Source organism: Leuconostoc carnosum (assembly GCF_007954525.1).
GTDB lineage: Bacteria > Bacillota > Bacilli > Lactobacillales > Lactobacillaceae > Leuconostoc > Leuconostoc carnosum.
In genome coordinates this window covers 1,243,868-1,264,866 of the sequence record NZ_CP042374.1, presented here as the reverse complement: position 1 = coordinate 1,264,866, position 20,999 = coordinate 1,243,868, and the positions used below count along the sequence as shown (strand labels likewise).

Here is a 20,999-nt window from a genome sequence, read left to right as displayed (position 1 = left end):
ATGTTCCGTGCCCTCACAGGTAACTGAACATATGCCTTTCTTTACAATTCTTTACCGTCTACGACTTTATAACTAATCTTTAATTGACAAACTCTCAGTCCAACGTGGTAAAAATTCATTTTCCAAATAGCGTGTATCGAATTCACCACGTTGTACCTGTGGGTCGTCTAATAATGCTTTTTGGAAATTACGATTTGTTTGCACACCGTGAATAACTGTTTCATTAACAATACGGCGTAACTTTGCCATTGCCTCTGGTCGATTTGCACCGTGGACAATTAACTTACCAATCATCGAATCATAAAATGGTTGAATTTTATCACCTGCAAACAAAGCAGAGTCAATACGAATACCCAAACCACCCATTGGTAAAAAGACAAAATCAACTGTACCTGCACTAGGCGAAAAGTTCTTTTCAGGTTGTTCAGCTGTTAATCGCACTTCAATAGAGTGACCTTGAACCTTAACATCATCTTGTGTAACTGGTAAATCCTCACCAGCAGCAATCATAATTTGTAAGCGAATCAAATCAATTCCAGTTACCATTTCTGACACTGGATGTTCAACTTGAATACGTGTGTTCATTTCCATGAAATAAAACTTGCCTTCACGGTCTTGCAAAAATTCGATTGTACCTGTATTTTCATAACGCAATGCTTGCGCTGCACGAGTTACAATATCACCTAATTCAGCACGCATTTCAGGTGTGACACCAGTTGCTGGTGATTCTTCTAACACTTTTTGATTATTACGTTGCAATGAGCAATTACGTTCTGGTAAATAAACCACATGGCCGTTTTCATCTCGTACAAGCTGCATTTCAATGTGACGAACACGAGTCATGACTTTTTCAATATACATATGATCATCACCAAATGATGATCTTGCTTCATTTTGAGCATCATCAAATTTATCTGATAACTCATCTTCTGCATACACAAAACGCATACCTTTACCACCACCACCAGCTGCAGCTTTTAGTAACAAAGGATATCCAATACGTTCTGCAACTGCTTTTGCTTCATGGAAATCACGAATAAAGCCTTCAGAACCTGGAATCACTGGCACACCTGCACGACGCATTTCTTCACGTGCATTGGCTTTATTACCCATTAATGAAATTGTTTCTGGTCTTGGACCGATCCACTTAATGCCTACTTCACCAACCATATCGGCAAATAGTGCATTTTCTGACAAGAAACCGTATCCTGGATGAATTGCTTCAGCACCAGTTAATAAGGCAGCACTTAAAATGTTTTTCATATTTAAGTAAGAGTCTTTTGGTTTTGGACCACCAACTGAAATTGCTTCATCTGCAATTTGTACGTGTAAACTGTCTTTATCAGCTGTTGAATAAATTGCTACAGAAGCGATGCCCATTTCTTTTAATGTTCGGATAATGCGTACCGCAATCTCACCACGGTTTGCAACCAATACTTTTTTAAACACAGTTAATCTCCAATGATAAATGTTAATTCAGCAGTTGTTGCCTTCTTATCGCCAATCCAAGCAGTACCCTTACCTGTTCCAATTGGGCCACGCAAACGATCAAGCGTTACTTCTAAACGTAATTGATCACCTGGACGTACCATTTGGCGATAACGTGCTTTTTTAATCCCACCAAAATAGGCAGTTTTTCCTTTAAATTCAGGGAGAGATAATAAGGCAACAGCACCGGTTTGTGCCAATGCTTCAACCGTCAAAGCACCAGGAAAAGTTGGGTTACCTGGGAAATGGCCTTGAAAAATTTCTTCGTTAACAGAAATATTCTTCAACGCAACGGCTTTCTCACCAGGTATTAATTCTTCAACTGTGTCCAACATCAACATTGGATAACGATGTGGAATGATTGCCATAATTTCTGTTGTACTTAAAACGCTCATTTGTGTTTCCTCCAAAATATGTACGCGGAAAAACCGCATGCATTAGTCCGTTGTTACAACATACAAAGGCTTATTGTAATCAACAACTTCTTCATTTTCTACCAAAATTTCAGCAATCGTACCAGCTACTTCACTATGGATTTCAGTCATAAGTTTCATAGCTTCAATGACAGCAACTGTTTCACCAACTGACACTTTGTCCCCTACTCGTTTGAACATTGGCGCATCAGGCTTTGGTTGCAAATATACTGTTCCAACCATGGGAGCCACAATCTCAGTACCTGTTTGAGCGGGCTGAGCCAAAGGATGCTCAGGTTCAGCATCTACTTTAGCAGCTGGTTTTGATATAGGTGTTTCTGGTGTATTAATAACTGTTGCATTATCATTTTTTGACAAATGTAATTTAAAATCACCATCTGCAATTTCAAATTCACGCAACGAACTATTTTCTAAATCTGCAATCAGTTCACGGATTTCATCAATTTTTAAACTCATGAATTAAGCCTCTTCATGCCAATTTTTGAATACAACAACAGCATTATGACCACCAAAGCCATAATTTGCACTCATAACGTACTCTGGTGCTTGATTCTTTGTAGCTGCCGATACTAAATTAACAACTTTAGTATCTTCATCTGGCTCATCGATACCCACGTTAACAGGTAACTCACCACGAACTAACGAACCAACAGAAACTAATGCTTCAATAGCCCCTGCCGCACCAAGCAAATGACCTGTCATACCCTTTGTAGATGATACAGCTACAGTATTTTCACCAAACACTGTAGCGATAGCGTGGGCTTCACCAGAATCATTAGCACCCGTAGCAGTACCATGTGCATTAATATATGAAATTTGTTGTGGTTGTAAATCAGCATCTTGTAGTGCGTCTTTAATAGCGCGAGCAGCTCCTTCACCATCGGGTGATGGTGACGTCATATGGTAAGCATCAGAAGATGAACCATAGCCTACTAATTCAGCCAAGATATGTGCACCACGGGCTTGAGCATGTTCTAGACTCTCGATAACCAAGATACCTGATCCTTCACCCAAGACAAAACCATGACGATTCTTATCAAATGGCTTTGAAGCTTTTTTGGGATCTGTTTCAGTGGACAATGCTGTTAGAGCAGCGAAACCAGCAATACCTATTTCGTTAACTGTCGCTTCAGAACCACCGGTCAACATCACGTCAGCTTTACCCGATTGTACACGCCAAAATGCTTCACCAATTGCATTGGTAGCTGAGGCGCACGCTGTAACGATGGTGTAGTTCACACCTTTAGCACCAAAACGCAATGATACGTTACCAGCAACCATATTTGGAATTGATTCTGGTACGAACAATGGGCTCACACGTTGTGGTCCTTTGTCATGCATTTTAATAACTTGTTCTTGGATTGTTGTTAATCCACCAATACCATTACCTAAAATAACACCAAATCGGTTTGGATCCTTAACAGTTGTTGGATTTTCTGATCCTTCTGGTGCTTTCAAGCCAGCATTTTCCAATGCTTGATCTGCAGCATCAATAGCATACTGTGAAAACAAATCCAGCTTACGAGCATTACGCTTACCCACACGCTGAGCTGGGTCAAAACCATCGACCTGTCCAGCTACTGTAATACCTGTTTCAGATGCATCAAACTTTGTGATAGGCTTAATACCGATTTCTTCATTAAAAATACCATTTAAAAATGTTTCTGTATCATTTCCAAGTGGTGTAACAGCACCAAGCCCAGTGATTACTACTCGTGACATTAAGATCTCCTTTGATTAAATATATAATCCACCATCAACAGTAAGTGTTTGTCCTGTTATGTATGAATTTTCAGCTAAGAATAACACCGCGTCAGCCACTTCTTCTGCACTTCCAAAGCGTGACAACGGGATATTCTTTAAAATTTCTGTTTGTGTTGCTTCTGGCAAAACACTAGTCATGTCAGATACAATCATACCTGGCGCAACAGCATTGACACGTATATTACGACGCGCACCCTCTTTAGCCAATGATTTAGTTAAACCAATGATGCCAGCCTTTGACGCAGCATAGTTACTTTGCCCCATATTACCCATTTGCCCGACAACTGAACTCAAATTAATAATTGCACCATGCTTTTGACGAATCATTTTTTTAAATACGGGTTGTGTTACGTTGAATGTCCCATTTAAGTTAACGTTAACAACTGCAGCAAAATCGGCTGGTGCCAATGCCATTGCTAACTGGTCTTTTGTGATACCTGCATTATTAACTAATACATCAATACCATCAAAATCATCTTGTTTGTATAACGCTTTCAAGCTAGCTTCTGCAGCTTCTGCATCAGCAATATCAAATTGCAAAACCTGTGGTTCTTGCTTGAACAATGCGATGATTTCAGGCTTGATTTCTGATCGTGCGTGCAAAATTAACTTGGCTCCAGCAGCATCAAATGCTTGCGCAATGGCTAAGCCAATACCACGTGATGATCCAGTAACTAACACTGTTTGATTTGTAAAATCCATCATTTAGTTTCCTCTCCTTCTGCTATTAGCATATCCCGAACAGTATTAAAACTTTCTAAATCTGTAATAGCATAACGTTTTACACTTTTAGGTGCAATCTTTTTAACAAACTTTACCAACGTTTCAGATGGTCCAACTTCTAGGAATGTATCTACTCCCAAATCTAACATATTTTGCACAGCTTGCGCAAAATATGTTGGTGAAATAATCTGTTGCGTTAAAGTATCATAAAGTGTGTCTTGCGTAAATATATCTCCAGTTGTATTGGAGTATACAGGATATTTGAAACTGTTAAATTTCTCGCCAGTCAAACGTGTCGCCAACTGTGTCGCCGCGTCCTTTAATAATGGCGTATGAAAAGCACCTGAAACAGGTAACTCTACCATGCGTTGAATACCAGCTTCTGTCAATTTTTCAACAGCCAGATCAACATCAGCCGCCACACCACCGATAACTAATTGAGCAAATGTATTGTAGTTAGCCGGGTAAACTTTTTTTCCTTCTGATTGCAATGTTGCCAAAACATTTTCGACTAATTTTTGGTCATCACCCATCACAGCAACCATTTTACCAGGATTCGCATCCCCGACTGTTTGCATGTAAGCACCACGATCTTTTATGATAGCAACTGCTTGATCAAACGTTAACGCACCACTTGCTGTCAAGGCAGAATATTCTCCAAGACTTAAACCTAACCCAGCTACAGGTACTGGTAATGCATCACCTAAAGCACTGATAATCGCATGACTCATTGTTAAAATAGCTGGTTGTGCATATGCTGTTTGAGAAATTTTAGTTTCATCACTGGCTACTTCTTGGATATTATATCCAACAATCTCAGAAGCCTTGTCAACAGTCTCTTTATATGCAGGCAGAGATTGGTATAAATCAGATCCCATACCTGCTTTCTGTGCCCCTTGACCACTAAATAAAATACCTAATTTCATATTAAACCCCATATACTATTTCTTTACAAGAAGCAGCTACGAAAGTAGCTTGCCTCCTATAATGTCGTATTTTCAATGCCCATGACATCTGTTGCTTGTTGCCAAATATCAGCCAAAATTTCATTAACAGGCTTTTCATCGTGGATCAAACCAGAAATTTGACCAGCCATGAATGCGCCGCCTTCTTTATCACCTTGTTGTACCGCACTACGCAAGGTACCAGATTCTAATTTTTCGATAGCTGCAGCATCTGGCTTTTCTTTTTGTAATTCAAGTACTTCGTTTTTGACAAACGACTTAGCCATTTTATTTTTCAAAACACGTGCACGATTACCAAGCAAATTACCTGTAACAATTGTGTCGATATCTTTAGCTTTCAAAACCTTTTGCTTAAAGTTTGGATGAACTTCAGATTCCGCTGCTGTTAAGAAACGTGTGCCCATTTGAGCTCCCGCTGCGCCTAACATAAAGACAGCAGCCACCCCACGTCCATCACCAATACCACCAGCTGCAATAACTGGAATATTAACAGCATCCACAACTTGTGGTACTAAGGCCATTGTTGTCAGCATCCCAATATGGCCACCAGACTCCATGCCTTCAGCAACGACAGCATCCACACCCTTTTTTTCCATCATCTTAGCTAATGACACAGAAGGTACAACTGGGATAACGATAATGCCTGCTTCATGAAGTTCATCTAAGAACGGTGAGGGATCTCCCGCACCAGTAGCAACAACTTTGACACCTTCTTCAATAATGACATCAAACACTTCACGAATGTGACGGCTCAATAACATCACGTTGACACCAAAAGGCTTATCTGTCAGTGATTTTGCACGACGAATTTCGTTACGCACATCTTCCCCATGCCAATAACCTGTACCAATAAAACCAAGGCCTCCAGCTTCAGAAACAGCAGCAGCTAACTTACCTGTTCCTGCCCATGTCATTCCGCCTTCAACAATAGGATACTTCATGCCTAACTTTTTAAAAATTGGGCTCATTTCTTTTACAACCATTTCATTTTCCTTTAAATAAAGTTATGTACGTGATCATTGCCGACCACTTGTAACATTTAGGCTGCTAATTGCGCCTTTACCTTGTCTACCAAGTCTTGTACTGTTTTGATATCTTCAGCAACAGCCAACTTAATATCAAAATCATCTTCAACACGGTTCAAAACTTCAAACAAATCCAATGAATCGGCATCGATATCATTAGTTAAATCAGTTGTTAAAGACACTTCGTCGTCTTCCAAATCAAATTGGTCAACCAAAATTTCTTTTACCTTGTTAAAAACTTCTGCATCTGTCATATTTCTTTTCTCCTGTAGGATTCTTTTATATTTATCGGTTAGATTTTTATGGTGCAGCCGTCCCACACCAAACGTTTGTTTAAAATAATACCCTGATTATAACTTCCAAATTTGTGCGCCAATCGTTAATCCGCCACCAAATCCTACCAGTGCGATTGTTTGCCCTTCATGGACAACATTATCAGCACGTAGTTCATCCAACAAAATTGGCACAGTCGCTGCACTTGTATTCCCATATTTATTCATATTCATAGGAAACTTTTCAATGTTTTGTCCAAGCCGCTTAGCAATTGACATAATAATACGTGCATTGGCTTGATGCAACAGATATACATCGACGTCATCTGCGGTTAACTCTGCCTTAGCTAAGACACGTGTTAAGGTGTTTGGTACTTCACGTGTAGCAAAATTATACACTTCTCGACCATTTTGGTGAAAAAAAGGATCCAATGTAGTAATTTCACCACTGAAAGCATTTGCATTTGCAAATCTTCCTGCCACTAAGTAACCATTCACGTCACCAAATGATCGTAAATCTTCAGCTAATAGTCCCACAGCATCATCTGTTTTTTCGATCAATACGCCAGCTGCACCATCACCAAACAGTACAGCTGTCGTGCGATCAGTCCAGTCAACTAATTTAGATAAGACTTCTGCACCTATCACAATACCGCGTCGGTAACGCGAACTAAGCAATGATGTTGCCACACTCATGCCGTAAACAAAACCTGAACAAGCAGCGCTTAAATCCATTGCAAATGCTTGGCTAGCACCTAACCCTGCTTGTACAAGTGCTGCTGTATTGGGCGATGTCGCATCAGGAGACATTGTACTTACCAAAATAAAATCAATGTCATTAGCATCATAGTTACTTTGTTCTAATAACTTTTGTGCTACCTTTAAGGCTAAATCACTTGTATTTTCTGTTGTCACAACATGGCGCTCATGAATACCCGTACGTGAATAAATCCATTGATCATCGGTATCCATCATGGCGCTCAATTCATCGTTTGTCACAGTACGTTGCGGTATTTGCCGCGCACTGGCCACAATTTTAATTTGTTCCATAATCCCCTTATTTCTGAAGTAACCGTGTCAAATAACTCATCAAATTGTGAATAGCTTTTTGCACAACCGTGACGTCCTCAGATGACATGCCCTCCAAAAAGTTACGTGCCATATCACGATGGAAACCTTGATGAGCACGATAAACAATACGTCCTTTGTGTGTCAACCCTAGCTTAACGACTCGTCGGTCTTGAATCGAACGACGCCGCTCCACATAACCTTTTTCAACTAGCTTATCAATTGCGCTAGTCATAGAACTGGGTGTGATATGGATTATCCTTGCAACTTCAGAAGCACTCTTTTCTTCATACATCGAGATTGCCTCAATTGTATGCATATCTTTAATAGAAAGATCTTTAAAAAGGCTCTGCTTTAATGCAGCTTCTTCAATCCACATTACATTATTAAAAACACCTACTAATTCACTATTTATTTGTTCAAAATTAGTTATTAGTGTTTCACCCATAATTATTTCTCTTCGTCTGGTGAGACAACAAACATCAATTCAGCAGATGTTGCTGTTTGTCCATTAACTTTTGCTTCAACAAGTACGCTACCCATATTGGCACGTAACTTACCAAAACTAACATGTAACTTTAAGACATCACCTGGCACAACCATTTTCTTAAACTTAGCATTATCAATACCAGTCATGTAAGCTGTCTTACCCTTAAATTGTGGTGATGATAAAATCAAAATAGAAGCTGCCTGTGCAAGTGATTCAATAATTAAAACCCCTGGCATTACTGGGTTCCCTGGAAAATGTCCTTGGAAAAACTGCTCATTAATCGTTACATTTTTTACTGCGACAATTGATTCATCTGGCGTCATTTCTTCAACGAAATCCATATAAAGAATGGGATAACGATTGGGAATCAATGCCATAATTTCTGTTGTTGTAAGTACTGCCATAATTTTAATTGTTTTAATACGTTTTAAGTATTAAATTAGTCCTTTCGAAAAAATAGTTTGACTATCGAAATAATATGATAAAGAAATTATCGCATTATTTACTTCGATAGTCAAACTATTTTTATATAACAAACCATTGTTTACAATATCTTAAAAATCCAATACCACCAAACGTCTTTGCCATTCAGTCATGAAATCATCACTATCCCATTCATTTACTCGAACAGTGTGATATCCTACAGCAGCATTATAATAGGTATTATTCCCTACCTTTAACGGCGCCGGATGTAAATGTAAATGCCCGGTAACCGTAGCTACCGTATAAGAATTATCTAGTATTTTCCCTAATTTTGAACTGCCTAGAAGGGCGTTTGCCATGTCTAAGCGTTGATTACTAGCTGGAAAACGCTTAATATAGTCACTTCGTGGCACAAAGTGAGATACTACTACTGTCTGCCGGCGATCAGCAGCATCCAATTGTGCCTGAATTTGCGCCATATTTCTATTAAAGCGTTCCTTGTCTGTCACAGGTTGTTGGATACGACGATCATACCAAAAAGTTTGTTTGAATTGTTGAATCTGTGCATCTGTGTAGGTATCACCTACAAAATCGTAATCATACCAACCGTTGTTGCCAATTAGGCGAACAGTTGGTGTCAGATCAATAAACTTATTGTGTAAGTACAATGGGTCAATATCGCTTTCTAACTCTTCATAAGTGACACCTTTAGCCATATCATGGTTCCCAGCAATAAAACGAATCTGTACTTTATCTGCTAATAATGTTTGCATATCGCGAACATAAGTTAAGGTTTTTTCAAAATCATTGAATAAATCCCCAGCAATGACATATAGATTTATACTCGCATTCAGCAAATAAAGCGCTTGGACATTCATAATACGCTCAACATTAATTTTATTCAAATCTAAGTGATTATCTGATGAAAATGCAACTTTCACAAGTGAAACCTCTTTCAAAGCACTGAATAGATTATAGCACATATTAGTCACAATATTCTAGCACAAATAGAAAAAGAACCCCACCAAAATGGGATTCTTACGCTTGACAATATGTATGACGATGTCAAGATTATCTAGTTTTAATATTACATTGTGGCGAAATGCAACAAAGTACGGATCATGTTTGAAGTGAAACCGTATTCGTTATCATACCATGCAGCAACCTTAACTAATTGTTGTCCGTCACCAGAAACAACTTCAGTTTGTGTTGGATCGAAGACAGTACCATGTGTATCATTGATAATATCAGTAGATACCAAACCATCACCATTGTAACCAAATGAATCTGATTCGTACTTCTTCATAGCTGCGTTAACGTCTTCAACTGTAACATCCTTCTTCAAGACAGCAGTCAATTCAGTGATTGAACCATCAGGAACAGGAACACGGATAGCTGAACCAGTCAACTTACCATCCAATGAAGGAACAACCATTCCGATAGCCTTAGCAGCACCAGATGAATGTGGCAATGAGTTTGAAGCTGCGTCACGGTTAGCTTGACGCTTTGCAAACTTAGCTGACTTAGGACCATCTTGCAAGCTTTGTGAAGCTGTGTAAGCGTGTACTGTCAACATCAAACCAGTTTTAACACCGAATTCTGTTTCCAATACGTTAGCAATTGGAGCCAATGATTGCGTTGTGCATGAACCAGCAGAAACAATCTTGTCATCTGCTGTCAAGATGTCTTGGTTAACGCCATAGACAACTGTAGGAACTGCACCGGCTGGAGCAGAAACCAATACCTTCTTAGCACCTGCATCTAAGTGAGCTTGTGACTTCTCGGCTGATGTATAGAAACCAGTAGCTTCCAATACATAGTCAACACCATCATTAGCAACCCACTTCAAGTCAGCAGCGTTACGTTCTGAGTAAACAGCATAGTGCTTACCATTAACAACAATACCTGTATCATCTGATGAAACTTCAGCGTTTAAAGTACCGTGAATTGAGTCATACTTCAACAAGTATGCCAACATATCAGGGCTTGTCAAATCGTTAATAGCAACAACTTCGATATCTGAAGCCTTGTCTGACAACTCAAGAATACGACGGAAAGCCAAACGGCCAATACGTCCAAATCCGTTAATACCAATCTTAACAGTCATGTGTTTAGATCCTCCAAAATTTTTTGACTTATGTCAACAACACTATTATAGCACAAAGTTATCAGGTGAGCGAATGTAAACATACCGCTATTTTCTGAATAAATCTCAGTATTTATAGTATTTCCAAGCACAATTCATGACAGATAAACTACCTATCTATATCAGCAAAAAAACGGTCTATCATTAGGTATGACTGGTTTTAAGATAAATATACTTTATAGTCATCCCTTTAAAATTGAAATTGTACTGATCACAATCTCACATACTTTAAGATTCAGCGGTGTGTTACTTTTTAAACTTATTTGTGAAATATCAAACAATATTCATCTGATCATAAAAAACGCCAAAGCGTCTTCTTAAATCATGCTAATACACAGTATATTTATTCTATTCCTGAACCAGGTTCAATACTATCTGGTACTGTTGTAACAGTGACTATCCCGTTCTTTTCTGCTGATAAAATCATGCCTTCTGATACTTCACCAGCCATTTTACGAGGCTTCATATTGGCAACAATGACAACTGTCTTACCAACTAATACAGTTGGATTTTCATACCATTGACGAATCCCTGACAGAATTTGGCGTGGTTTACCTGAACCATCATCAAGTGTAAATTTCAACAGCTTATCAGATTTAGCAACAATTTCACCGGCGGTAATTTTGGCCGCTATTAATTCAATTTTATCAAAATCATCATAAGCAATTAATGACTTACCAGAATCAGCTGCAACAGCTGCTTGTTTAGCAGCTTCTTTAACAGCGCGGCCCTTGCCTTTAGTATCTTTTGATACCAATCCAGAAATAAACTCAACTTCTTCAGCAACATCTTGCCGAGGAAAAATTGGCTGTCCTTTTTTAACGACTTTACCACCTGTTGGTAATTTACCAAATGACAAACCAGCAATTGGCGCACCATTTTTAGGATAATCAAATCCTAGTTGTTCGTATATTTTGCGTGGCGCTTTGGTCAGAACAGGTTGCAACAACACAGCTACAACGCGTAATGAAGCAGCTAAATGTGCCATCACGCTAGACAAAATCGCTTTTTTGGTTTCATCTTTAGCTAATACCCAAGGCTGCGTTTCATCAATATATTTATTTGCACGACGAATAATTGTCCATACACTCTCAAGTGCATCAGCTGTCCGCATATTCTGAAAGTTCTTATGGTAGTCAGCAATGCCTTCTGACACAGTACGCACCAAATCATCATCAAATTCAGTTTTACCAGTATTTAGTTCTGGTACAATACCATTTTCATACTTGTTAATCATAGCTACGGTACGATTTAGTAAATTACCAAGATCATTTGCTAAGTCGAAGTTAACCCGTGAAACAAAATCTTCTGGTGTAAAGACACCATCATTACCAAATGGCATAGCACGCAATAAATAGTAACGGACAGCATCTAAGCCATACCGCTCTTCCAAAACTTCAGGATAAATGACATTACCCTTAGATTTTGACATTTTACCGTCTTTCATCACTAACCAACCGTGACCAAGAACTGTCTTTGGTAGCTCTAGACCTAGGGCATGCAAAATAATTGGCCAATAAATTGTATGGAAACGAACGATTTCTTTGCCCACCAATTGGACATTGGCTGGCCAATAACGTTTAAACAATTCATCATGATCAGTATCATACCCAAGCGCTGTAATATAGTTGACCAACGCATCAACCCAAACATATATAACATGCTTTTGATCCCCAGGAACGGACACACCCCAGTCAAAACTTGTACGGGTCACTGCTAAATCTTCTAAGCCTGGTGCAATGAAATTATTGATCATTTCATTCATACGAGCTTCTGGTTGGATAAATTCTGGATGTGTTTTATAATATTCCAACAACCAATCAGCATATTTGCTCATCTTAAAGAAATAAGATTCTTCTTTGACCAATTCCACTTCATGACCTGATGGTGCCTTACCACCGATAACTTTACCTTCATCATCATGATAAACCTCAGCAAGTTGTGATTCTGTAAAATACTCTTCATCTGAAACGGAATACCAACCTTGATACTCACCTTTGTAAATATCACCATTATCAACTAAGTGCTTAAAAATTTTACGAACAATCGATTCGTGACGCTCCTCAGTTGTTCGAATAAAATCATTGTAAGAAATATCCATTAACTGCCACAAATCTTTAATTTGTTTAGCCATGCCATCTAAATATTCAATTTCAGATTTGCCAATTTCTTTAGCTTTTTGCTGTACTTTCAAACCATGCTCATCTGTTCCTGTTAGGAAATAAACATCTTCCCCTAGTAAACGATGATACCGCGCAGCAGCATCTGCCAACACCGTCGTATAAGTATTACCTAATTGTAATTTCCCAGATGGATAATAAATAGGCGTTGTAATATAGAAAGTTTTATCTTTCTTAGTTGCAAATTGTTGTTCTGCTTTTGAAAACTTATCATAAATAACTGCTGAATCCGTAAGATTAGCTGTATTAAACAAGACATTGTTTGGTTCTGACATATGAGTCTTCTCTCTTTCTAATGTGTCGATGAGTCAATTAACGTTTATCATATTCATTCGCACATTTAGCCGCATGAGGCCGACTTTACTAAGATAATTATAACTAATTTTAAGGACTTTTCATAGTTTTTAAAAATTTTTTCTGGTATAGTAATTTTAGATTGATACAAAATTAAAATAAAGCTAGCTGAATACGCTTTTATGCTTTTGGAAGGACAATTATGACCCAACTCGATGATATTACAGATTATATGCAAAAATCGCTAAGTGCCGATAAAACTGGTCATAGCGTTGATCATATTGATCGAGTACTTGCTTTATCAAATAAAATTCTTCAAGACTATCCTCAAGCCGATACTTTTATTGTACGCGCTGCATCATTATTGCATGACGTCTATGATGATAAACTCTTTCATTCACTAGCCCAAGCACAGGCCGCCAAAGAAAACATGATCTTGTTTTTACAGTCTATTAACGTGACTAAACATCAAATCAACGCAATCATCACAATAATTGACAATATGTCATGGTCTAAATCAATTGCTGGTAACGTCAAACCACTTGACCTTAATGGTCAAATCGTGCAAGATGCTGATCGTTTAGAAGCGATTGGTGCGATAGCTATTACACGTGCCATCACTTATGGTGCTGTAAAAGATCGGATTTTATACGACCCAAATATACCACCACGCATTGCTCAAACTAAAGCACAATATCGCCAAGATGACAGTACAACAATCAATCATTTTTATGAAAAGCTACTCCTGATCAAAGACAGACTTAACACAAAAACAGCACAGAAAATTGCTGTTAGTCGCCATCAATTTATGTTAGATTTCCTAGATCAGTTTAAATCTGAGTGGCACTTAACGAAATAATTTTCTACTTATATCCAGTAATCATCTTTTATAAACAAATAAAAACAGACAATATGTCTGTTTTTATTTGTTTATAAAAGATGGTATGATTAACTGTATTTATTGGAGACTAACATGGCTAAAAAACGTACTTATCGCCGTAAAAAGCAACCCCAGAACAAAATATTATCACTTTTTATTGTCCTCATTGTTGCCGGTTTTTACTTTTGGCAAAATGAACAAAATAGCAAACCCACTTCACCTGATACCTCAAAATCTAAAACTGTCACTGCCCAATCAGATCAAGCATTACTTAATTTAAAATGGGATGGCACTTTAGATGGTGATATTGTGCGTATCAATAACAATCAGGCCACATTTACTGATGATCAACTTGGTGAAACCTTCCCATCTCAAGGTTCAAAATTACGACCTGCTGATGGTTTAAGTCTATCGCCACTTGATTCACAAGGACGTTCTCAACAGGCCAATTTTGTCGCTAGCAAAAAAGCTATTCGAAAGGTCACTGCACGTCCTGACCGTATTCCTTATGATGTACGGCCATCAGGTTGGTTTATAAATGATCATTATAATGGTACAAAATGGGTTGGTGGTTACCATGATAATCCAAACGTCAAGCTAGGTAATGGTAAGCAGGCATTATGGAATAAATCACATATTGTTGGCTATCAATTTTTTGGCTTACCAACTATGGTAACTGAAAATATGACTACTGGTACACGTGTACAAAATGCCTATCCTGGCCAGTTAGCTCCTGAAGATGATATTCGAGATGCCATTAATAAACATCCAACTATCACAATTCGCGCCCAAGTAACCCCATTATACATTGCTAACAATCGTTTAGCCCGTGGTGTTCATTACATGGCAAAATCTGTTCAAGATAACGGTAAAACGCTTAATTTAAATTACTGGATTTTCAATGTTCAACCAGGCATTGAAATTGACTACCAGACAGCAAAATTCAAAGTACTGGACTCAGCTAAATAAAAAAGATGACTAAAATATATTAGTCATCTTTTTTATTGCTTCAAGAAACCCACTGTTTATTGACCAACTTGGCTTTGAATTAGTTTTTGATATTGTTCTGATATTTCTGTATGATTTGATTTAAAAATACTAGTCTGTGGTGCAAGTAAATGCGTCATATTATGATTAACTTCGATGGGATTTAGTTTTTTTAATTGTTCTGAAGTCCAAATACCTGTGTTAGATGTATTCCCACGATTAATCATACTTCGAGTTATTGGCTTTTGACCAAACGGCGTTGGCATTTGATGAAATGTAGCACTATAAACCTTGCCATTTAGTCCAAGTACTAGCATTGTGATTGGTTTAGTCATATCAACATTTGAATATCTCGTCGCCTCACTTTCGTCTGTATCATTTTCATCCGAAATACCTGTATCACCGTTTGTATTAGTATACAACCACAACATATCACTTACATGACCACTGAATTGATCATTTTCATCTTTTTGTGCATAAACAGATTGTAGTTGATAGTCAACAGCATCTACTTGGTTCCATACCGACATATCACCATCACTTGTACTAATATAATATGATGTTGGCCCACCTTGACGCATACCTAATGCTTCAGTATCAACAGCTGTTAGAGCCTGATTATGCTGACTAGCATATGTGCCAGCCCAATTATAAAACTTTTTCACAACCTGAATACGCTTTTCCGTGGATGCCGACTGTAAATCAACAGTCTTTTTTGTCATAAAACGTTTGACAGATTTCCCTGCGTTTGATGCAGTTTGTTGATTATTCTCCTTTTCTCGCTGTGCGATAGGATCATTAGTATGAGTACACATCCGAACAGCAATCACCAATAACATGATGATAACAACGACACCAACTCCTAATTTATAATAACGTTTCATCATAACGCCCTTTCTTATAATCAATTAAAAAGATGTGCTAAAAGCACATCTTAGCAATATTTTAGATTATACTAGCTACACCAGCAATCGCTGTCCCTTTAGAATTTCGGAATAAATCACCAATAGACAGTACTAATCCGACAATCAATCCTATACCATTTTCTTTATCTTTCGATTAGCTAACATTATTATCTTCAGAAATTTTCTTTTGATTAGGATCAATTGAATCAACCTGCCACGTTTCATTACGTTTGTCATAAACCATATGTGCGGTTAATTCAAATGTCTGCGTTAAATCCCCATATGAATCATTATCATCATCAGAGCTGTAATAAAAATCAGTTTTTACTTGATACACTGCATCTGCTGTCGTCAGACTAGTTTGCTTGACCGATTTAACGTCTGGCGAGTTAAATGAAACAGACTCTGCATTTCGTTTGGCATCATGAAGATTGTGACGTATCATTTTTTTATAGTCTTGATAGGCTTTGTTATTAGCACCATTTTTAAACATATCCAAGTTATCTGGATCCTCTTCTTGCGAAGCATATGACCCCAAAGCATCATACATTGACGAAACTGTGCTATTGGCATCATCTTCTGTCATTAAACCATCTGCATTTAAATTGATACTTTCCCCATCATATATGTCTTGCAAACTTGTTTTAGTTGTTCGAATGGTTTGATCTCCAAACTTAGCTTGTACATAGGCCTTTGCACCCTTACTGACTGGCATATTTTTTACTGATAATAAGCCATCTGTTAAAGTACCAACTTTTGTGTCACCAATGTATAAATCACCTGAACTAAGATTTGAATTAACATCAAAGCTAATCATGTCAATCGCCAAGTTAACATTGGTATTATTATCAATTTCTTTTTCATCACTCGTTGCGACATCTTGACCACTTATCTTGCCTGTCGCATTAAATTTATATAAACCACTAACTTGGTGTTTATATGATTTAGAATAACTGTCCGAATCTGAAGTACCAATCGTTTTACCATTCATTTTTAAGGTTATATCTTTATTGTTCGTTGAAACATTAAAATCGACGGGTTTCACAGTTAATTGATACTTCGGAAATACTAAGAAAGCATGCCCTGTCCGTTTAAAAGTAAAACCGTTGCCAGCTTGTCCAGATAACAATTGATTATAAATGTCGTTCTCACGTTGATTAGACCACTTACTACTAGCCATATTATTAACAAATGGTGCCAATTCATCTTGGTCAATTTTTTTCTTTGTATCTGACCAGACAAAATTCTTCGCGTATTGCGAAGCACTCTCTGACTTCAAAATTTTTAAAGTACGTTGTGCTGTTGCTGATTTAGCATAATGTTTATTGCCCCAAGTCACCAAGGCAACGCCAACCGCAATAATCACTACTCCAGTTGTTAGTGCAATTTTTTTGCCTTTAGACATTTGTTGTCTCGGTGCTCTAGGCACTGGATTTGGTTCACTCTCAGTTTGGGCTGTTGTTAGTGGTGCTACACTTTTAAAACCAGTAGCTTTAGCTTGCTTCACCTCTTCAAGGTTAGGTAAGCGACCATTAGCTAATTTAAACTTTTCACGCCAAGACGTTGCCGGTGTTACTGATGGCGTTGCTGTTGATGAGTCTTCTTCACTCTGTGCAGGCATTTGATCATCAATTAAAACAAAACCAAGTTTATCAGCTTCAGTAACTTCGTCGATTGTTGGATTACGATGATTTTTAGCTTTGAAATCAGCTAACCATTTTTTCTTCTGATCCATGTTATGCTCCTTACCAAGTTCCTATTGATTGGGTTAGATTTTGAAGTAATGGTATTACAATAATACGTACTTCAATGGCAATCACAACTATACTAATGATCCACTGGAGTAAAGTAACCCAGGCAGCATCAAATTTACCTTGATGTAAATGTACTTCTGAAATTAAAAATTGTTGGGCTGCAATTAACAACGCTGCTCCGAGTGTCAAAATAAAAGTAATCACCGCAAAGGAAGCAAAAAAGGTATTAACGATTGACGACACATCTTCCAATGTTGAAATTGAAATAGATGCAATTGGTACAAAAAATGATAATATGGCACCAATAATATTAATCAAAGATAACGGTACGAACCACTTTAAATACTTGGAGACTGTTTGTTTCACAGTAAGATACCGACGATTCAGTAGTAGTAACCCAGGCAATGCTGCCAGATAAAATATGGCAAAAATAATGACAACATAAAAAAATAATTGCCAATTTAGTGCACTTAACTGACTACGAATCTTGGTTAAATCTGTGCCAAAAGATGAATAACTATTCAATGCAACATTCAAACCACGTCGAATAACGTTTGAGAATGAAAATGCTCCCGTTAATGATGCGATAACAAACGACACCCACAAAAACAGTGTATTGTCTGATGCATCACTAGAGCGACCTGGATTAACAATGATTGGTTTAACCCATGTCCAATAATTCCCAGCATGTTGCTTTGCATTCGTATAAACGCGATTAGCGTCCTCTGTAATCTCTGCCTTAGGTATAGTTTGTTCTTGATTCCCCAGTGTAATCTCCCCTTTTTCAATTGCTGCCAATATCTCATCTGCTGATGGTTGGCGGTCATTGATTAGTGCAAAATATTCTTGCCATTCTTGCTTTGTAGCCATACGATATCTCCCTACTTCGATTTTCTCAATAAAAACCCATTATCCAGAAATTATAATATAAAAATAGTGTATTTACCTAAACCTCCCTATATCGGGGTGCTTTTTGTAACATAGTATACTAAAATGAATATTAACTAAATCATGACAAAATTAGGGGGCTAATCAGTGAGTAATACAATGGGGTACCATTTAAATGAAGTACGTAAGAAAAAATGCATCAAATTATCAAGTCTTTTAGATTACATACATGTTTCAAATTCGGCTTGGTATCGTTATGTTAAAGGTGAAACAGATATTACAACATTGCAATTCCTCCACACAGTACGGTATTTACGAACAACATTTTCTGAAGTTGCCCACATGAAAAGTATGGCAGATAATTATCTTAAACTTTACGATATACCAGCCTATCTACCTACCACGATTAATTACCAAATTCCTCTTCGTGAATTTTATACCACACATAATATTGAGCGTTTAAAAATGGCTGTTAAACTTTATCGCCTATCCTCTACTTCATCATTTAATCGTGATTTACCCTTAGATTTAAGAGAAGTACTCAAAAGTATCCTACTTAAGGGTGAATTTGGATTAGAAGAAGTTAATTTACTCGTGCTGTTGAAGCTAGAATTCAATAACGAACTATTTCACGAAGCTGAATTTATCAATATTTTGCACAATCTCATCGCAACTATCAAGCGTAACATTGATATGACATTTTCACTTGGTGACCTATCTATGTCACAACAAAACATTATTTTCTTTAATCAATCACTTGGCTTGCGCTTTGTTTTTAGTGCCTTATCAAGCATCACTTCTGAACATAAAGCGTCCCAATATGCGCCCCTATTATTTCAAGTGATTCGACTCAATGATCAAGTTGAATACCCATCGTGGTCCTTATATAATTTTGCTTCAAAAAAGCTCCTTGAAATTAGTGAACTCTACCTACTTGATCAACCAACATATTCATCCAAGTTTCATGCTTTTCGTCAAGCACTCATGATACTCTATCCTACCCAAACATACGATGACCTAGAAAACTCAAATTATGATTTATTGAAAAGTAATATTTTTGAAACCACTGTTTCCACACAAATGAAAAAAGCTTATCAACAATATGTTGATAAGCTAGACAAATAGTTTCAATTCAAACTCACTCGAGATGACCATTTTTGATTATCATGGCGCTAGAATGACCTGGTCCGCCACGATGAGGATCAAATGCGTTAATTGCCGCATTGACAGCATTTGGCGCTTCTCCCAAACCTACTGCAATTAAGTCTGCCTTCCCAATATAGTGACTAGCATCCCCAATAGCAAACACACCATCAATACTCGTTTGTAATTGCTGATTAACACCAAAAACTTGGCCATCATGTGTGGGTTGAATATCCCAAGATTGTACCGTTTGATTTTTTGATAAGAAACCATAATTAATAATTAAATCATCAACAGAAAGCACAGTTATATCATCAGGTTCCTTGACATGCGCCAAAGTGATAGCTAATTTACCATCAACTTGTTTATTGACTGACACAATTTTTTTCGGTGTTTCCTTAATAACCGTGCTGTTATTTAACACGTTAACACTCTGCTCCATGGCTCGAAATGTGTCACGTCGATGAATAATTCGAGTTGATGCAGTCACCTCATTCAACATCGTGGCCATATCTACAGCAGAATCTCCGCCACCAGCAATGACAACATCATGATCAACAAAATCTTGCTTGTTGGTTACAAAATAATGAACACCTTGCCCAATAAGTGATTCAACACCATCTACTTGTATTTTGCGTGGCTCAAAAGAACCTTTTCCAGTCGTCACAATAACTGTTTTAGCTTGAAACGATTGATTATTGTCCGTGGTTATTGTGAATAACTCATGTTGTTTTTGCACATTAGTCACAGTTGTTTTGGTTTTAATCTCAACTGGAAATAACTTCAATTGTTGATTTAATGATTCAATGAATGCTGAACCCTTAACACCTGCAAATCCAGCAACATCCAGAATTATCTTTTCAGGGTATAAGGCAGTCACTTGACCACCCAGTGTGGGCAAACTCTCGACTAACACAGTTTTTGTATCACGTAGTCCAGCATAAAAAGCAGCGAACATGCCTACTGGCCCACCACCAATAATGGCTATATCATATAATTCCATAATCTCAGTGTATCAATGCCCAATTTAAATCATATGGACACCTATACTTTTCCTTTCAGCTATAATTTTTTTACTTTAATTATTATACCTTTTTGACCCAAAGTGTGCTGCTAATCGGTATAATGGACTTATCATACAAATGGAGGAAACGTGTTGTTTGGCGCTAA

21 protein-coding genes are annotated in these 20,999 nt (G+C 37.6%); 3 read left to right on the top strand and 18 right to left on the bottom strand.

Translation table 11 applies throughout. From position 1 onward, the window contains the following. Positions 1-72: 72 nt before the first annotated feature. From accC to metG, 14 genes are all read right to left on the bottom strand, one after another. Positions 73-1,449, bottom strand: coding sequence for an acetyl-CoA carboxylase biotin carboxylase subunit (gene accC / locus FGL89_RS06360; RefSeq protein ID WP_014974808.1), 1,377 nt, complete (start codon positions 1,447-1,449; stop codon positions 73-75). Positions 1,450-1,451: 2 nt separating this feature from the next. Continuing rightward, positions 1,452-1,883: a 3-hydroxyacyl-ACP dehydratase FabZ gene (gene fabZ, locus FGL89_RS06355; RefSeq protein WP_014974809.1), complete on the bottom strand. Its 432-nt coding sequence runs from the start codon at positions 1,881-1,883 to the stop codon at positions 1,452-1,454. A gap of 42 nt (positions 1,884-1,925) precedes the next feature. Further along, positions 1,926-2,378, bottom strand: a complete 453-nt coding sequence (gene accB / locus FGL89_RS06350; protein ID WP_014974810.1) for an acetyl-CoA carboxylase biotin carboxyl carrier protein — start codon at positions 2,376-2,378, stop codon at positions 1,926-1,928. A gap of 3 nt (positions 2,379-2,381) precedes the next feature. Continuing rightward, positions 2,382-3,644 (bottom strand): beta-ketoacyl-ACP synthase II, encoded by a 1,263-nt coding sequence (fabF, locus tag FGL89_RS06345; protein WP_014974811.1) that lies wholly within the window; start codon positions 3,642-3,644, stop codon positions 2,382-2,384. Between the two features lie 15 nt (positions 3,645-3,659). Continuing rightward, complete coding sequence (gene fabG, locus FGL89_RS06340) at positions 3,660-4,391, bottom strand: 3-oxoacyl-ACP reductase FabG (protein WP_014974812.1); 732 nt, start codon at positions 4,389-4,391, stop codon at positions 3,660-3,662. Then, positions 4,388-5,335, bottom strand: a complete 948-nt coding sequence (locus tag FGL89_RS06335; RefSeq protein WP_014974813.1) for an ACP S-malonyltransferase — start codon at positions 5,333-5,335, stop codon at positions 4,388-4,390. The genes fabG and FGL89_RS06335 overlap by 4 nt, the downstream gene beginning before the upstream one ends. Before the next feature lie 56 nt (positions 5,336-5,391). After that, positions 5,392-6,357, bottom strand: a complete 966-nt coding sequence (locus FGL89_RS06330) for a nitronate monooxygenase (protein ID WP_014974814.1) — start codon at positions 6,355-6,357, stop codon at positions 5,392-5,394. A 56-nt stretch (positions 6,358-6,413) separates the two neighbouring features. Further along, positions 6,414-6,653: an acyl carrier protein gene (locus FGL89_RS06325; protein WP_014974815.1), complete on the bottom strand. Its 240-nt coding sequence runs from the start codon at positions 6,651-6,653 to the stop codon at positions 6,414-6,416. Positions 6,654-6,749: 96 nt separating this feature from the next. Continuing rightward, positions 6,750-7,721 (bottom strand): beta-ketoacyl-ACP synthase III, encoded by a 972-nt coding sequence (locus tag FGL89_RS06320; protein WP_014974816.1) that lies wholly within the window; start codon positions 7,719-7,721, stop codon positions 6,750-6,752. Between the two features lie 7 nt (positions 7,722-7,728). Continuing rightward, positions 7,729-8,187 (bottom strand): MarR family winged helix-turn-helix transcriptional regulator, encoded by a 459-nt coding sequence (locus FGL89_RS06315; protein ID WP_014974817.1) that lies wholly within the window; start codon positions 8,185-8,187, stop codon positions 7,729-7,731. A gap of 2 nt (positions 8,188-8,189) precedes the next feature. After that, positions 8,190-8,633: a 3-hydroxyacyl-ACP dehydratase FabZ gene (gene fabZ / locus FGL89_RS06310; RefSeq protein WP_014974818.1), complete on the bottom strand. Its 444-nt coding sequence runs from the start codon at positions 8,631-8,633 to the stop codon at positions 8,190-8,192. A gap of 150 nt (positions 8,634-8,783) precedes the next feature. Next, on the bottom strand, positions 8,784-9,593 hold the full coding sequence (locus FGL89_RS06305) for a metallophosphoesterase (RefSeq protein ID WP_014974819.1): 810 nt from the start codon (positions 9,591-9,593) through the stop codon (positions 8,784-8,786). A 146-nt stretch (positions 9,594-9,739) separates the two neighbouring features. Further along, positions 9,740-10,759, bottom strand: a complete 1,020-nt coding sequence (gene gap, locus FGL89_RS06300; RefSeq protein ID WP_014974820.1) for a type I glyceraldehyde-3-phosphate dehydrogenase — start codon at positions 10,757-10,759, stop codon at positions 9,740-9,742. Between the two features lie 382 nt (positions 10,760-11,141). Next, a complete protein-coding gene (metG, locus tag FGL89_RS06295) occupies positions 11,142-13,253 on the bottom strand; it encodes a methionine--tRNA ligase (protein WP_014974821.1) in 2,112 nt (703 codons plus the stop codon). Between the two features lie 221 nt (positions 13,254-13,474). On the opposite strand from metG, the gene FGL89_RS06290 reads away from it, so the two are divergent. Together FGL89_RS06290 and FGL89_RS06285 are read left to right on the top strand one after the other, a co-directional pair. Continuing rightward, on the top strand, positions 13,475-14,131 hold the full coding sequence (locus FGL89_RS06290) for an HD domain-containing protein (RefSeq protein WP_014974822.1): 657 nt from the start codon (positions 13,475-13,477) through the stop codon (positions 14,129-14,131). Between the two features lie 114 nt (positions 14,132-14,245). Next, positions 14,246-15,121, top strand: coding sequence for a DNA/RNA non-specific endonuclease (locus FGL89_RS06285; protein ID WP_014974823.1), 876 nt, complete (start codon positions 14,246-14,248; stop codon positions 15,119-15,121). Positions 15,122-15,177: 56 nt separating this feature from the next. On the opposite strand, the gene FGL89_RS06280 is transcribed toward FGL89_RS06285, so the two are convergent. The 3 genes from FGL89_RS06280 to FGL89_RS06270 all read right to left on the bottom strand — a co-directional run bounded on the left by FGL89_RS06280 (position 15,178) and on the right by FGL89_RS06270 (position 18,668). Then, entirely contained in the window at positions 15,178-16,026 is an 849-nt protein-coding gene (locus FGL89_RS06280; RefSeq protein ID WP_041773166.1) for a hypothetical protein, read from the bottom strand. A 172-nt stretch (positions 16,027-16,198) separates the two neighbouring features. Continuing rightward, positions 16,199-17,779, bottom strand: coding sequence for a zinc ribbon domain-containing protein (locus FGL89_RS06275; protein WP_014974825.1), 1,581 nt, complete (start codon positions 17,777-17,779; stop codon positions 16,199-16,201). A gap of 10 nt (positions 17,780-17,789) precedes the next feature. Further along, complete coding sequence (locus tag FGL89_RS06270; protein ID WP_147000473.1) at positions 17,790-18,668, bottom strand: hypothetical protein; 879 nt, start codon at positions 18,666-18,668, stop codon at positions 17,790-17,792. Between the two features lie 165 nt (positions 18,669-18,833). Here FGL89_RS06270 and FGL89_RS06265 point away from each other — a divergent pair, with 165 nt between their 5' ends. Further along, positions 18,834-19,811, top strand: coding sequence for a hypothetical protein (locus tag FGL89_RS06265; protein WP_223824457.1), 978 nt, complete (start codon positions 18,834-18,836; stop codon positions 19,809-19,811). A 13-nt stretch (positions 19,812-19,824) separates the two neighbouring features. Here the strand turns inward: FGL89_RS06265 and FGL89_RS06260 are convergent, their stop codons facing one another. After that, complete coding sequence (locus tag FGL89_RS06260) at positions 19,825-20,835, bottom strand: NAD(P)/FAD-dependent oxidoreductase (protein ID WP_186727203.1); 1,011 nt, start codon at positions 20,833-20,835, stop codon at positions 19,825-19,827. Between the last annotated feature and the right edge of the window lie 164 nt (positions 20,836-20,999).